Source organism: Treponema primitia (assembly GCF_046533075.1).
Classification (GTDB): domain Bacteria; phylum Spirochaetota; class Spirochaetia; order Treponematales; family Breznakiellaceae; genus Termitinema; species Termitinema primitia_B.
In genome coordinates this window covers 48055-62726 of sequence record NZ_JAJQRB010000034.1, presented here as the reverse complement: position 1 = coordinate 62726, position 14672 = coordinate 48055, and the positions used below count along the sequence as shown (strand labels likewise).

Below are 14672 nucleotides of genomic sequence, written 5' to 3'. Positions count from 1 at the left end.
AAAAAAAAAGCCCCCGATATTTCCGGGAGACTTTTCTAATGTTTTCTTAATCGACTAAAAATGGATACTAAGCCCTGTGGAGGCAAAAGACAGCGCGCTGTATCCCAATTCCAAAAATACCCCTATAACAGGCGTAAAGAACCAACGAGCTCCAATGGCCACCCCAAAAAGGAGAGACGTATCGGAATCAGTCGTATCACCGCTGTTATAATATGAACCCCATTTCACTTGTGCAGATTCCAGCGCCAGTCCCAGGGTCGCAATGGCATAGGTATCAAGGCCGTCCACACCCCAATTGAAGTGGTATCCAAAACGAGCGCCAATATCGAATACGGTATAGCTGCTCTCTATTTTAGTGGCTCCGGCTCCCGACTCCGCAAAGGAACCATAAAATCCCACGATACCGCCCACAAAGAAGGGTAAACCACGAATAGGCAGATTATAATCCAAGGAAGCTGAAAGCGGCGGTACTGTTAAATCCCCATATTCCGGAGAGTTAAAGCCAATACCGATATTTGCCGCAAAGCTGTTCGCCGGCACTGCGCTCGGATATTTAGTAAGATCCTCCGGTTCAAAGGCAAATAGAGAAATTCCGGTAATACCTAAACAAAAAACCAAGGCAAAAAACAAATTTTTCATTATTTACTCCTGATATAAATCATAATTTCTTATACGGCAGAAAGCAATGCCCTAGGGCATTTCGATGGCCCGTTCCAGGAAGGGGCTCCGCAGTTGGGAGGAAGCCCGGGTACTCCACTCTCCTGCAGCGGCGCCACGACGGGACAGAAAGGCCCAGAGCTCCCGTGCGGGGGGCAGCTTGCCGCTCCCGTTCAGGCTGGTACCCAAATAGTATATGGTTTTGTAGTATTCAACCTCTTCGATATATGAAAGCAAAGCCGGCCGGCGGGGGGTCTGCGCTATAAGCAAGTCCAGGGTACTAAAGGAAAAATCGAATTGAGTCCTGAGGATCTCCTCGACCATTATACTATTCTGAATTAAAAAGGCAAAAAGCAGGTGTTCCACCCCCCGGTTATCCCGGCCCAGGGCATGGTAATAAAGCCCCAAAAGCCGGTGAGCCCGTTCCACATCCTGGTTATTATAGCGATAGAGGGTCAAAAACCGGCTCACCCCTTCATTCTCCAGGGTCCGCATCATGGCGGTTCTGACAAAGGAAGAAGAATCCTGGGACCAAAGGGTATCCCGTTTAAGGATTTCCAGGAGCCGTTCTTCCATGGCGGTATATTCCTGCCTGAGCCGGTGGATATCCACAATCTTATACAGGATCTCAAGGTCAAATCCCGGGGTTTCCAGCAAAATCCGCTGTTCATAGGCCTTTTCATACTGCCTAAGGGCTATCCCCAACTCCCCTTCTACCCTGTAGGCCTCACCAATCCAGTATTCGGCGTCGGGGAATTCCTTATAACGGCCAATGGCTTCCAGAGCTGCCTGGGCGGAATCATTGAAAGATTCCTTGGGAAGGCGATAATACAGTTCCGCCAGGGCCGCCGCCGCGTCTATATGTCCCCGTTCGGCGATATAGGGCTCTATCAGTTCCAGGGAGTCCCCCATGCGGCGAACCTCCGGTATGGACAGAAGGGTAATAAGATCCTGCTCCATCCGGGTATACATAGCCCTCCGTTGATCCCGGGCTTCCACAAAGGCTATAAGCGCTTCCCCGTAGTCGCCGCTTCTGAAATAACGCTTACCCCGTTCCAGGGTATACCAATAGGGACGATCCGCCTGTCTTTGGGCAAAGGCCGGAATACAGCTAAAGAATAAAATAATGATGATATGAAGGGATAACAAGATTGTTTTTCTCACCAACGCTCCCTTTCTCTACTGTAGCCCAGCCGGATAAAAAAAACCACCCTTTCTACAAACGGTCCAGCTCTTCCCGGAAGGCTGCGTCCGCATCGGCGGCGTCAATGGTCCGGATTACCTCGCCATGCCGGAAGATCAGCACCTTGTTTCCCGCGCCGCTTATCCCCAGATCGGCATGTCTGGCTTCCCCGGGGCCGTTTACCGCGCAGCCCATAATAGCAACGGTCAGGTTCTTGTCCATGGCGTACAGCGTATCCTGCCAGCGCCGGGTAAAGCCGTGGGTATCAAATCCGTTCCTGCCGCAGCGGGGGCATGAAACAATGGTAATCCCCTTTTTCCCCGCCGCTCCTTGCCGTTCCCCGGCGCGTTCTGAAGTTTCCGCCGCCGTATTCAGTATCTCCCTGCCGGCGATCACCTCGTTTTCCATGGTATCCGACAGGGAAACGCGGATGGTATCCCCTATGCCTTCTCCAAGCAAGGTATGGAGGGCCACAGTATTCCTCACCACCCCGGCGATAAGGGGCCCCGCTTCGGTAACCCCTATATGAAGGGGCGCATCGGTCCGCTCCGCCAAAAGCCTGTTCGCCCTGATAGTATCCGCAACCGAAGATGCTTTCATGGACACCAGGCAGGCGGAAAAATCGAATTCCCTGAAGATTGCCAGTTCCCGCTCCGCAGCGCTAACCAAAGCTTCCGCCCGGCTCAGCTCCCCCGCATCAACACCGGCTGCCAAGTCCCGGGGCAGGCTTCCGGCGTTCACCCCAATCCTGATGGGTATGCCCTTTGCGGCGGCTTTGGACAAAACCTTCTCCACCCGGTCCCGGCTGCCTATATTACCGGGATTAATGCGTATCTTTGCTATTGGGTAATCAAGACAACGAAGGGCGATTTTATAATCAAAGTGAATATCCGCCACCAGGGGCATGGAAACCCGGGAGGCAAGCTCCCCAAGAACCTCGGCGGCGGCCAAGTCCGGAACCGCAAAGCGGAGGAGAGCGCAGCCCATCTGTTTAAGCCGCCCTATCCGTTCCAGGACTTGTTCCCCGGCGGAACCTTCCAGATCAGAAAAAGAAAGACGGTCCTTCCACATGGTTTGAACAACCACAGGAAAACTACCGCCTAACTTTATAGCATCCACATGATCAAAACCACCAATAGTTTGGACCCGGGACACTTTGTAAGGAAACTCTTCTTCTTAGCCTAAGCTGGTCATGGAGAGAACCATGGCGAACAGGGCGACGGTTTCGCAGATACCAACCACCGCGATGTACTGGGCAAAACCCTTACCGGTTTCTCCCTGAGCATCCGCAGCCGCAGCGCCTGCCTGACCCTGGGCTATGGCGGAAAAGGCCATGGCTAAACCGGAGGCAAAACCGAAACCGACATAAAGCCATGCGTTTTCAGGATTCGCGGCAACCGCCGTCTTTATTTGCCCCATCAAAATAAAACCGTAGAAAGTCTGCGTCAGCGGTGCGCCCGCAAATGCAAGCAGAGTCATCGGCGCCGGTTTATTGGCTATGTAGCATTTCTTCCATGCGCCGATTGTTGCCTGACCGGCAATACCGATACCCAGTGCCGAGCCCAGGGCGGCAATCCCCATTACAAGACCTGCTCCTAATAATCCAAAACTCATGACTTACTCCTATTTACTTTTTTGCCGTTTCAGCAAACGGTCTATATGCAGTGCCCGACCATGTCAGACCCAAATGACTTGAAAATTCCAGGGTATTCAAACGAACCCCATGGACTAATACTGATAATACATTGAGAACAAGATTTAATCCATGACCGAAACACAACAGGACGAGGCCTAGGAAAACCAGGAAACTCCCCAGCAAGGGACCGACCATACTGTTCACCGTGGAGGCGATTGAAGCCCCCGCAAGCCCTACCGCCCAAAGCCTGATATAGGACATGATATCGGAGAACACATTGGTAATCCCCAAAATCACCGAGATGATATTTGAGAAGCTTGCCCCAAGGGACCGCAGTATACTTCCCTCGTAGCTGCCGAACACAAAGACCAGAACAAAGCCGCCTATGAGCAGATACATTGACTGGGGCAGGAAGGGGATGGGCCGATAATCATTACTGACCACCAGGAAGAGAACCACGTTGTACATACCGAAAAGCATGGCCAGGTTACCAAGGTCGGCAAAAAACTTGAGGGACTTTTCCTTTATATTTCTGATAATGCCTATCACATGGGCAATGGACAACTGCAGCAATGCCAGGGAGAAACAGAATATCTGCAAATTCTGATCCACCAGCGCCGAAGCTTCCGGGGATTTTGCCGCCTCCGCACTTGATATGAGGGGCAGGGATATATTCTTAAGCGCCCCAGGAACCATTTCCAAAGGAAGCCCGAACCAGGAACAGGTAAGAATACCCCATATCACGTTAGAAATACTCAAGAGGAGCATCATCTTAAAGATTGGCGGGGTACCCTTTTTAGCGGTTTTGAAAATACCGAACAGGGCGGTTGCGAAGAGGATTAAGCCGTAACCTGCGTCACCAAAGATCATGCCGAAGAAAATACAGAAGAAGAACAGGAACCAGCCGGAAATGTCTACCTCGTGGTAGCCCGGAACGGTTTCCAGGAAGTCCGTAAGAGGATAGAGGAGGCTTACCAGCTTGTTATTTTTAAGCTTGGTTGGTACTTCTTCGTCCGGCTCCGGATCGTCGGCGATGAGGGCCCAGTTGTTTTCCGCAGCGGCCCGCTTTAAGAGGCCCACATCTTCCTGGGGGGCAAAACCGGAGAAATAGGAAACGGCAAGATCCTCGGGGATATCGTCCACCAATTCCAGGGTCGCCCGGGCCACTTCAAAATCAATACGGCCCTGAACAATGGCCATTTCCTTATCCAGCGCCGACTTGCGATCCGCAAAGTTCTTTAACTTCCCTTCAATTTCCGCAATCTTACCGGGCAATTCCGCCGCTTCGGCGTTGAGTTCGGAAAGGGATTTCTCCGGCAGTTGTATGGGAGAGACCCCGGGTAATTCCTTGTCAAAAACGATAATCCGCACCGAACCCTTATCCCGGTTCTTGAGGATATACTTGGTATCCTCCGGAAGATTCACAAAAGCGGAGGGGATCAACTCATAAAGATATATATTTACACCGCTTGCCCCCAGGTCCCTGAGGGATTCGGGGGTAAAACTCCCCCAGTTCTTAAGCCGGGTAGTTTCCCGGGCTAAAAACGCCAAACGATCCTGGTAAGCTTTAAGATCCTTACCCCAACCCACCAGCAAATTCACCAGATCCGGCCGCTCGGGGGCATTGATCGCATCTATGGAGTAAAATTCCGAATCTTCTTTTCCAAGTATATCCGCAGCCCGCCGGCCTCTGGAAACGCCGGCAACCGGCTTACGATCCACCCACCCTTTGCTCGTATCGGGCTTTTTCTTAGGAGGCGCCTTATATTGCCGGAGAAGGCCTTGAGCGGTTTCCACCCTGGTCTTCCGTTCAAATACCTTGGACAGCGAATCGGAGGAAACGTTTTTCCGCTCCAGATGCACCACCCCTAGTTCCCGCAGCTTGGTAAGGGCTTCAATTTGTGTCTTATCCTGGATAACCAGGGACACTTTCTTCATAGGTACGATCATTTCGCTGCCTTCTCCAATCCGCTCTTGGCGATCTTGCCCCGCACTACCGCAGAGGTCTGCTGATCCCCAAGATAGACGCCAATCTTTTTTATACTTCCCTTAGTCTCAGGAATCTTAATCTTTTCAAAGAGGTTCACCCGCTGGGTAGTAACCCGTAACTCGTGGTCCAGGCGCTTACGCTGTTCCTCCAGGATCTGCGCTTCCAAATCCAGGAGTATTACCTGCTCCATCTTCTCCACCGCCACATCAAGCCACAGGGGCGTGCGGGCTAAGTCGTAGGGGGCGACCTCAAAATCCGCGCCCTGGAATATGGGTATGGACACACCGGCAATGTTTCCTTCCGAAGTCCTGAGGCTGGTAATCTTCAAGAGCGCCGGAACAAAAACACCGGTTTCACCGAAAACACCTACCCAGTTTTTAAAGGACTCGTCCATAAGGTCCTTTTCTTCCCTCAGTTCCTTGATCCGAATTTCGGTGGTACGAATCTCACCCTGAAGCTGCTGCTTCTTGAGCATCAGGGTCGGCAAATACCGCTGATACATCTTGAGTGAGTCTTTCTGCTTTTTAAGCTCATTCTTAGTCAGCTTTATCTTTGCCATAGGTCCGCTTAGTCCTTCTTAGGCCAGAACTTCGTAATAAGTTCGGTCCGCAGTCCCGTTTCTTCGGGGCTGAAACAATCCGAAAGGATTTCCCAACCCAGATCCAGGGCCCCTTCCAGGGGTATGTTGACCGTAAGGTCCATCATCTTCTTTTCAAAGAGTTCCCCGTACTTGAGGAGCTTTGCATCCCAGGGAGTCATGATAAAGCCCATGGCCTTCTTTTCCAGGGTATCCCGGTAGGCTGAGTAGAGTTTGATCATACCGTCCATGAGAGCCCGGTGGTCCGCCCGGGTTTTACCGTTAACCTGTTGTTTAAGCCGGGAGAGGGAACCAAAGGGTTCGATACGGCCATTCTTAAGGTAGTACTGACCTTCGGTGATGTACCCCGTATTGTCCGGCACCGGGTGGGTGACGTCGTCGCCGGGCATGGTAGTTACCCCAAGGATGGTGATAGAACCGGCGCTTTCAAAGTCGACCGCCTTTTCGTAGCGGCTGGCGAGCTGGCTATACAAGTCTCCGGGGTAACCGCGGTTGGAAGGAACCTGCTCCTGGATGATGGAGATTTCCTTCATGGCGTCCGCAAAGTTGGTCATATCCGTAAGGAGGACCAAAACGTCCTTGCCCTGGAGGGCAAACTGTTCCGCCACGGCCAGGGACATATCGGGAATCATCAAACATTCTACGGTGGGGTCCGATGCGGTGTGCACGAACATCACCGTACGGGAAAGGGCGCCTCCCTCTTCCAGGGTATCTTTAAAGAAGAGGTAGTCGTCGTATTTAAGACCCATACCACCCAGAACGATAACGTCTACTTCGGCTTGCATGGCGATGCGGGCCAGGAGGTCGTTGTAGGGTTCACCGGAGACCGAGAAGATAGGCAGCTTCTGGGACACCACCAGGGTGTTGAAGAGGTCAATCATGGGGATACCGGTGCGGATCATATTCCGGGGAATAATACGATTGGCGGGGTTAACCGAAGGTCCGCCTATGGGTATGGGATTATCATGCAGGGCAGGTCCGTTATCCCGGGGGGTTCCGGAACCGGAGAATACCCGGCCCATGAGGTTGTCCGAAAAGGGTACCTGCATCTGCCGGCCCAGGAAACGGACCGTATCGCCGGTGGAAATACCCCGGCCTCCGGCGAATACCTGGAGGGAAACCAGATCCCCATTCAGGCGGTTAACTTCCGCCAGGGAAGTGCCGAATACGGTGTCCACCTCGGCGAGATCCCCGTAACGGACACCCTCGGCTTTGACGGTGATAACGCTTCCGGTAATGGATTCGATCTTACTATATACTTTGTTCATGACTCCGTCCTATAACGCAAGTATTTTTTCGGCCGCTTTATCCAGGCCCTTGGATTGTTCGGCCACGGTGGATTCAATTTCCTTTTCCAGGGCCTTGAATTTATCATTCTGCCATTCCGATCCATTGTAATCCAAGAATTTCTGCCTGAGCCGGTTAAACCAACTGCGGGCTTCGTTTTTATCCGGGAAGCTAAACTGGGAAGCCATTATCTTAAGAAGCAAAGCAAAACTGTGCTTCTGCCGTTCCGGGCTGACCGCAGCGTCTACCGCGTCGAAGGAGTTCTGTTGAAAGTACACCGAGTCGATAAGCTCGCCCTTGAGGTAGATTACGTAGTCTTCAATACTGGTTCCTTCCTCGCCGACGACCTTCATCATCTGCTCTACTTCACTGCCGCGGCGCATAAAGCTGTGGGCATAGCTCACTTTTTCTGCGTTTATAATGCCCTTGTACTTGGACCAGGAATCCAGGGGGTGAATAGCGGGGAACTTACGGGCATCGGAACGTTCACGGGAAAGACCGTGGAAGGCGCCGACGACCTTTAAGGTTGCCTGGGTAACGGGCTCTTCAAAGTTACCGCCCGCGGGGCTGACCGTACCGCCTATGGTTACGGACCCGATGTTCCCATCCCGAAGCCGGACCGTACCGGCCCTTTCGTAGAAGCTGGCGATGGTGGATTCCAGGTAAGCGGGGAACGCTTCCTCACCGGGGATTTCTTCCAAGCGGCCGGACATTTCGCGCATGGCCTGGGCCCAACGGCTGGTAGAGTCCGCCAGGAGCAGGACGTTAAGCCCCATCTGCCGGTAATATTCCGCCAGGGTCACCCCGGTGTATACCGAAGCTTCCCGGGAAGCAACGGGCATGGAAGAGGTATTACAAATAATGATGGTCCGCTCCATCAGGGAGTGACCGGTTTTAGGATCCTTTAATTCGGGGAATTCCTTGAGGGTTTCCACTACTTCACCGGCGCGCTCACCGCAGGCGGCGAGGATTACGATGTCCACGTCTGCATTCTGGCTGGTGATCTGCTGGAGAACGGTCTTGCCGGCGCCGAAGGGTCCGGGGATACAGTAGGTACCGCCGCGGGCTACGGGGAAGAAGGTGTCGATAAGCCGGACACGGGTAACCATGGGCTCCGTGGGCTTAAACCGTTCCACAAAACAGTCTATGGGGCGCTTTACGGGCCAGCGGAAGGAGAGACTTACCGGGACGGTATTTCCCTTTTCATCCTTGAGCTCCGCAATGGTGTCCCGAAGCTTATACGAACCGGGGCCTTTTATGGAAACCACGGTATAGGTACCGTACAGGCCGAAGGGAACCATGATCCGGTGGGTAAAGGCCGCTTCCGGCACCGTACCCAGGGTATCCGCCCGTTCAACCGTATCGCCTACTTTCGCAACCGGGGTAAATTCCCAGGCCACATCTGAGGGCAGGGGGTCCAGATAGATGCCCCGTTCCAGGAACATACCCGCCACCGCCGTCAGTTTGGGCAGGGGGTTCTGAAGGCCGTCGTAAACCTGGCCTAAAAGACCGGGGCCTACTTCCACCGAGAGCATATCCCCGGTGTATTCCACCGTATCGCCCACGGCGATACCCTTGGTAACCTCGAAGACCTGGAGCTGGGAAATATCACCCCTGATGCGGATGACCTCGCTTTTAAGCTGTTTGTCCGCAACCTTGACAAAGCCTACTTCGTTCATGGAGACAGGCCCGTCAAAACGGACGCTCACCATATTGCCGTTAACGGCTTCCACTGTACCTTTTGTTCCGATCATTTAGGTTCTCCCACGGACGGACCTAGCGGTCCGAGTACACTCGACTGTGCGCCGTTCAATATGGCGGCGTAGAGTGCTTTATATTCCTTAAATCCTTCTTCCGTTTTAAACGACGCACGCCGCTCCAGGATGAGCAGCTTGAGCAGATAGGCGTACGCAACGTTTCGGCTGAAGTTATCTAATCCCTGTAAATAACCGATGGCTTCCCACCGGGCCTTATCCAGAACCATTTCCGCTTCCAGGGGGGATTCCACGGCCACAGCGGCTTTAACCGCGGCAGCTACGGCATCCGCCGGATGTATGGGGGGCTCCACCGGGGCGGCATTGTCCCGTTTCGTCCGCTGAGCGCGGTACCGGGCTACGTTAAGACGCAGAGCCCGTTCCCATTCCCGCCACCGGTCGATGAAATCACTGCCCGAAGCGGAGGCGTTCTCCGCATAGGAGGGCCGTCCATCGCCTGCAGCATTTTTCCCCGGAAGTTCCGGGTCCAGGTTGACCACATCCAACAGGGCGCCGTCTTCGGCATTTAGCAAAGACTTGGCCAACTCCCGAAAATATACGGAAGTCATGGGTGCGCTCTGACCATAGACGAGGTTGGGGAGCTGGGCTGCTAAGTAATAGTAGGAACCCACGGCTTAGTTTCCCTTTGCTGAGGTCTTAAGTATCTCCGCTAAACGGGGATTAAGATAGGACGAAAGCAATTCCGCCACGGATTCGGCGGAAAAATCGTAATATGCGGCCCCATCCTTGTTGGCAATGCGGAAACCGGCGCCCAAATTACGGTCTGATTTTAACTCAACACCCTTATTTATCTCAGAAGCGAGCTGATCATTGAAATAGGACCGGAGTTTATTGAGACTATCTTCGCTCAGGATGAGATCCAAAGAATCGGCGCCCTTGGCGACCCAGCTTTTTACTAATTCCGGAATTATCGCTTTAAGGGTGTCCTCGCCGTAGGAGGAAGCCGTCTTGGCGGTAATAATCTTGCCCAGTAAGGCCTCAATTTCACCTTTAAAAGCAAGGACAAGGTTCCGGGAAGCCTGCTCCAGGGCGGCGGTACCGGCCTTTTCGAAGCGCTCCGAATCCGTCTTCGCCTTGGCGATGATCCCCTCGGCTTCCCGCTGGGCGGATTCCACTATCCGCTTGGCATCGGAATCGGCCTGGGACTTTAGACGGGCGGCTTCTTCTGAAGCGGAAACAATTCCGTCCTTTTTTATCTTATCAATAAGTTCTTGAAGTTGAATTTCCATAAGCTCCTCTTTAAATAACAACAAATGAAATTGTATCGGCTACAAGTGAAATATGCAAGGCCATTAAATAAAAATCAAAAAAAAAATACAAAATTACCAACCAAACGAAAAAATAGACCGTTCATGGTAATCCCGGCCGGGTCCGAAGATGCAGGAAGGGAATTCATCATGATTCGGAGAATCCGGCAGATACTGGGTCTCCAGGCAAAACCCGGTATGTCTGTTGTATACCGAACCTTCCTTCCCGACAAGCCCATCCAGGAAATTCCCCGTATAGAACTGAACCGCCGGCTGGGTGGTAAAAACCCGCATGGAACGGCCGGAAAGAGGTTCAAAAACATCCGCACAGGGCCGCAGCTTGCCCGGATCGCCGTCCAAAACAAAACAATGGTCATAGCCGGGTCCATTGGTCCCATTGGTTCCCAGGGTACCCTTAAAATCCCGGCCTATGGGCTTTCTGACCGTAAAATCGAAGGGACCGGTGGTTCCGGAACCGCCCCGGAGGGGAAGCAATTTTCCCGTTGGGATGAGGTTTTTATCCACATCAACGTAGGAAGAACTATGAATTTGCAGCTCGTGGTCGAGGATATTCCCCCTGCCTTCCCCGGCAAGGTTAAAATACGCATGGTTTGTAAGATTTACCGGGCATTGGGTATCCACCTGGACTTGATAATCCGCCACCAGTTCCTGTGATTTAGTAAGACCGTAGCTTACCACCGCTTTTAGGTTCCCCGGGTAACCCTCATCACCATCAGGGCTTTCCAATTCAAACCGGACAAAGACACCGTCCTGCTCCTCATAGGCTTCGGCCTTCCAAAGAAGTTTGTCAAACCCCCGCCAACCGCCGTGGAGACTATGCTCCCCATCATTTTTATACAGATCGTAGACCTTACCATTCAGGGCAAATCGCGCCCCGCCTATACGATTGCCAAAACGCCCGATGGTTGCCCCCACATAGTTTTTCGGGGTGTCATACCCTGCCAGCGTGGAAAAGCCTAAGAGCACATCGTCGGTTCTTTTTTTTGACGATGGAACCAATAGGGATGTCCAGGTTGCCCCCAGGGTAGAGATAGATAGGGACAAATCTCCTGCTTTCAAGGTATAGAGCCGTACCTTCTTTCCGGAAGCAAGTACGCCGAAGGTCTTTTTACTAATTTTCATGGGTCTTCCCCTTTGAAGAAATATAAAACTAGTTTAACCCGGAAATATACCTGCGTCTACGGTGGAATGGGGTTCTTGTTTTTGATATAGGGGAAGGGTATAGTGAGTCCGTGGGGATTTTTGATCGTCTAAGCGATGTTATAAAAAGCTATCTCAATGATACAGGGCCTGGTTTTTCCGCCGGTCCTTCTGCGGGACGGCGTTACGCCGATCCGGATCTGGATGCAGCGTATGAGGAACTTAACGATTTCCTGGACGGGAAGGATAAGGCCGACGGCCGGACGGATACCTGGGAAAACAGTTTCAGCCAGAGAGGCAGCGCCGGAAATGTGGACAGTAAGACTCCGCCAGAGAGCCTTAGGGGGGATTTTGATGCCCTGGGGGTTCCCTTTGGCGCCTCCGCAGAGGAGTGTAAGGCTGCTTACAAGCGGCTCCTGAAACTGCACCACCCGGACCGGCACGCAGGACATGAGGGGAACATGAAAAAGGCTACGGAAAAATCAGCCAGGATAAACGCGGCCTATGACCGGATAGAAAAATGGCGGACAACGGGGAAGGCGGAATAAAGGTACATTACAAAGCCATTGCAAAAACCAATTGGTTTTGCAATGGCTCAACAACTATTTTAGGCTCACTGCCTCAACTAAATTGAGTTTTCCAGCTTCAACTTTTACATTTTCAAGGGTGACCTTTTCAGTTCCGAAGTTTAGTGTAATAGTATAAGTACCGGGGTCCAGCGTTACACCACCAACAAATGCTTTATCCGGAAAATAACGCCCTGAACGAATATCTGCGCCTTCCGTAGCATCCGCAGTTTTTTTTGCTCCCACCGCAGCAGCCGCCCCAGCCTTGGGTCCCAAGGCTGCCGGGGCTTTATCTTGAGCGGCTTGCGCCGCCGCATCGGCAGCAACATATTTAATCAAGGTGCGAATGTAGGTCTTAAAAAAGACAGAGGTAAATTTAGCGTTATAGGCTTCTTCCATAACGGCCCCCATATCTTCGAGCAGATCAAGATTAAATGTGTTTCCCCCATTAATAGTTACTTCAATGCGGCTAACAGTGCTTGGTCTTTTGACAATAATGGGTATCTTAAAAGTCGGAGTCTGCAAATCACTGTACTTTAAGAAACTAAAATCATCCGTAAAAAGACCCTCTTCTTTTACCGGAGCTAACCCCGCAAAACCAATAACATTGAGACGCGCTTTGCCCTGAGATATTGATAATTCTTCGTTGGTTTCATAGCCCGGTTCACCGGATACTTTCAGAGAAGCGGGAAGAGGAGTTGAGTAAATCGCCGGAGCGGCTGCATATGCCTTGGTAAGTTCGACAAAATCAATTCTGGCGTGGTCTGCTTCCCCTTCGCCGCGATAGATTATGGCGCTTAAATAACGGGCTAGAGCGGAGTTAGAAAAATTAACCGGCTTGCCTTTGGGGAAAACCGGATTAATTGAACCGTCAAGCTGTGTTTTCAACCAGTCTATCACCTTAGAGCCACCTGATGCATATTTATCGGACAGGGAAACCAATTTTTCAGTAAGTTTGCGGATTTCAACTCCCGCGCCTTCGAGATCTCCCTGGTGATAATAGTTCAGAGAACTAAAGACATTGATATAGAGATCCTCATAATCCTCGCCCGGATAGTCCTTGGTATTATCATTCGCAATATAGGAGGTAATATCCGCGGTCACACTTTTTGTATACGCTTCTTGAATAAGACGCTCCGCTTCTTCAAGATCCTGGGCTGAATCTTTATATTTCCCCGCATAATGCTCAATAATGCCTTTGTCGAGATAAAGCATGATTGCATTTTTCGCAGGGTAAATGGGCTTCTTTGTGTTCTCCTGACCCTTGACAATAAAAGCAAGGGCATTATCGTAGTTGCCACCGGTAATCCCTTTGTCAATGTCCTTATACACATCCGACTTTGTGGCGCATGCAAAGAGCACAATGCTCAAGGCAGTCACAAAGAAAACCCGTTTTACCGTTTTTAGTAATTCCATCGGTTCCTTCCTTTAATATAAATTTTTCCACCATTAAAATGGATAACATCACCGAACTAGATTTTCGCCTTAGGTTGTTTAATGACTTTTTTTATATCGTTGTTTTCACCCATCCATAGACGGGTGTTATTTTCAATATTGGTCATTTCGGCGCTGACAAAATATGAACGTACCGAGGTGTTCCCAGCCCTATCAACCATGGATTTCACCGAACCGGTGAGCATAAGATTGGCGGCGGTCTCGTTAGCCAACGCCGATGCGGTAGACTCGCTTGCGTTAGACTGCTGATCCCCCCGTTCGGCCCGCAGTTCGTTACGGGTATCTCCACCGGCAACGAAATCAAGCTTTCCGGAGTTTACAATGGCAATTTCCATTGTTTTGGAAATGATCGATGTATCGATATGTTCGCTGCTAGTATTCCGGAAAGCCCCAACGATTACCGTAGGAAGGTTACCCTGGTGGGCTTTTGCATATTGCTGGATGTATTGGGCCACCCGCGGTGATTCCAGACTGGCATTGATGAGAGTTTCACATACCAACCGTACATCCGTGTCATTCCAACGACCGCTTAAATCGATCTGGGTATCGGAATTAACCCGGGCAACATTAGGGCTTGAGCTACAACTGGCTATCAGGGCAATGGCCATGATTCCCAGAACCAAAATCAAAACACGTTTTTTCATTACCGGTTCCTCCTTAAAATCTCAGAAAATAATTATATCAAATATAATATAGTCTTATATCAATTATGTCAATAATCATTATAGTTTTATATCAATAGTAATATAGAGATGGATTTAGAACGGCTTGTTATTGATAACATCAAGCGGATTCGCAAAGAAAAAGGAATTTCACAGGAAAAGCTTGCGGAAGCCTGTAATACCGCAACAAGCTATATCGGATTAATGGAAATCTACCGGAATGTGCCTAAACTCTCCACGATCGCGCGAATCGCGGAAGCCTTAGATGTGGAGCCCCTTGTTTTCTTTCAAGCGCCCCAAAAGCTGGGCAAGGAAAGGGAAGATGAAATACAAAGGGAAAAAAAGAAGATCCTGTCAATTCTTGACAAAGAAATCGATAAATTTTTACATAATTAGAATTTTCTAGCCTTAAGGTTACTAAACGCCCATATTTTGCAACTTCAAGGAATAGCTCC

At 51.0% G+C, this 14672-nt stretch carries 15 protein-coding genes; 2 read left to right on the top strand and 13 right to left on the bottom strand.

Annotated features, from left to right (window positions below):
• Positions 1-54: 54 nt before the first annotated feature.
• From LQZ19_RS06500 to LQZ19_RS06450, 11 genes are all read right to left on the bottom strand, one after another.
• The gene (locus tag LQZ19_RS06500) at positions 55-639 is read right to left on the bottom strand and encodes an outer membrane beta-barrel protein (protein WP_411046852.1); all 585 of its coding nucleotides are present in this window, start codon (positions 637-639) and stop codon (positions 55-57) included.
• Between the two features lie 51 nt (positions 640-690).
• The gene (locus LQZ19_RS06495; RefSeq protein WP_411046851.1) at positions 691-1821 is read right to left on the bottom strand and encodes a hypothetical protein; all 1131 of its coding nucleotides are present in this window, start codon (positions 1819-1821) and stop codon (positions 691-693) included.
• A 52-nt stretch (positions 1822-1873) separates the two neighbouring features.
• A complete protein-coding gene (gene ispG, locus LQZ19_RS06490; RefSeq protein ID WP_411046850.1) occupies positions 1874-2995 on the bottom strand; it encodes a flavodoxin-dependent (E)-4-hydroxy-3-methylbut-2-enyl-diphosphate synthase in 1122 nt (373 codons plus the stop codon).
• Positions 2996-3016: 21 nt separating this feature from the next.
• Positions 3017-3454, bottom strand: a complete 438-nt coding sequence (locus tag LQZ19_RS06485; protein WP_026043575.1) for an ATP synthase subunit K — start codon at positions 3452-3454, stop codon at positions 3017-3019.
• A gap of 13 nt (positions 3455-3467) precedes the next feature.
• Positions 3468-5426 (bottom strand): V-type ATP synthase subunit I domain-containing protein, encoded by a 1959-nt coding sequence (locus LQZ19_RS06480; RefSeq protein ID WP_411046849.1) that lies wholly within the window; start codon positions 5424-5426, stop codon positions 3468-3470.
• On the bottom strand, positions 5423-6025 hold the full coding sequence (locus LQZ19_RS06475; protein ID WP_411046848.1) for a V-type ATP synthase subunit D: 603 nt from the start codon (positions 6023-6025) through the stop codon (positions 5423-5425). Before LQZ19_RS06475 ends, LQZ19_RS06480 begins: the two co-directional genes overlap by 4 nt.
• 8 nt (positions 6026-6033) lie before the next feature.
• Entirely contained in the window at positions 6034-7332 is a 1299-nt protein-coding gene (locus LQZ19_RS06470; protein ID WP_411046847.1) for a V-type ATP synthase subunit B, read from the bottom strand.
• A gap of 9 nt (positions 7333-7341) precedes the next feature.
• Positions 7342-9105, bottom strand: coding sequence for a V-type ATP synthase subunit A (locus LQZ19_RS06465; RefSeq protein ID WP_411046846.1), 1764 nt, complete (start codon positions 9103-9105; stop codon positions 7342-7344).
• Positions 9102-9737 (bottom strand): hypothetical protein, encoded by a 636-nt coding sequence (locus LQZ19_RS06460; protein WP_411046845.1) that lies wholly within the window; start codon positions 9735-9737, stop codon positions 9102-9104. The genes LQZ19_RS06465 and LQZ19_RS06460 overlap by 4 nt, the downstream gene beginning before the upstream one ends.
• A gap of 3 nt (positions 9738-9740) precedes the next feature.
• The gene (locus LQZ19_RS06455; protein WP_411046844.1) at positions 9741-10355 is read right to left on the bottom strand and encodes a V-type ATP synthase subunit E; all 615 of its coding nucleotides are present in this window, start codon (positions 10353-10355) and stop codon (positions 9741-9743) included.
• 93 nt (positions 10356-10448) lie between these two features.
• Complete coding sequence (locus tag LQZ19_RS06450) at positions 10449-11516, bottom strand: aldose epimerase family protein (RefSeq protein WP_411046843.1); 1068 nt, start codon at positions 11514-11516, stop codon at positions 10449-10451.
• A 110-nt stretch (positions 11517-11626) separates the two neighbouring features.
• Between LQZ19_RS06450 and LQZ19_RS06445 the strand changes: the two genes are divergently transcribed.
• Complete coding sequence (locus LQZ19_RS06445; RefSeq protein ID WP_411046842.1) at positions 11627-12082, top strand: J domain-containing protein; 456 nt, start codon at positions 11627-11629, stop codon at positions 12080-12082.
• A 54-nt stretch (positions 12083-12136) separates the two neighbouring features.
• Here the strand turns inward: LQZ19_RS06445 and LQZ19_RS06440 are convergent, their stop codons facing one another.
• Together LQZ19_RS06440 and LQZ19_RS06435 are read right to left on the bottom strand one after the other, a co-directional pair.
• Positions 12137-13516, bottom strand: coding sequence for a COG3014 family protein (locus tag LQZ19_RS06440; protein WP_411046841.1), 1380 nt, complete (start codon positions 13514-13516; stop codon positions 12137-12139).
• Positions 13517-13572: 56 nt separating this feature from the next.
• Positions 13573-14199 (bottom strand): penicillin-binding protein activator LpoB, encoded by a 627-nt coding sequence (locus LQZ19_RS06435; RefSeq protein WP_411046840.1) that lies wholly within the window; start codon positions 14197-14199, stop codon positions 13573-13575.
• 108 nt (positions 14200-14307) lie between these two features.
• Between LQZ19_RS06435 and LQZ19_RS06430 the strand changes: the two genes are divergently transcribed.
• A complete protein-coding gene (locus tag LQZ19_RS06430) occupies positions 14308-14613 on the top strand; it encodes a helix-turn-helix domain-containing protein (protein ID WP_411046839.1) in 306 nt (101 codons plus the stop codon).
• Positions 14614-14672: the final 59 nt, after the last annotated feature.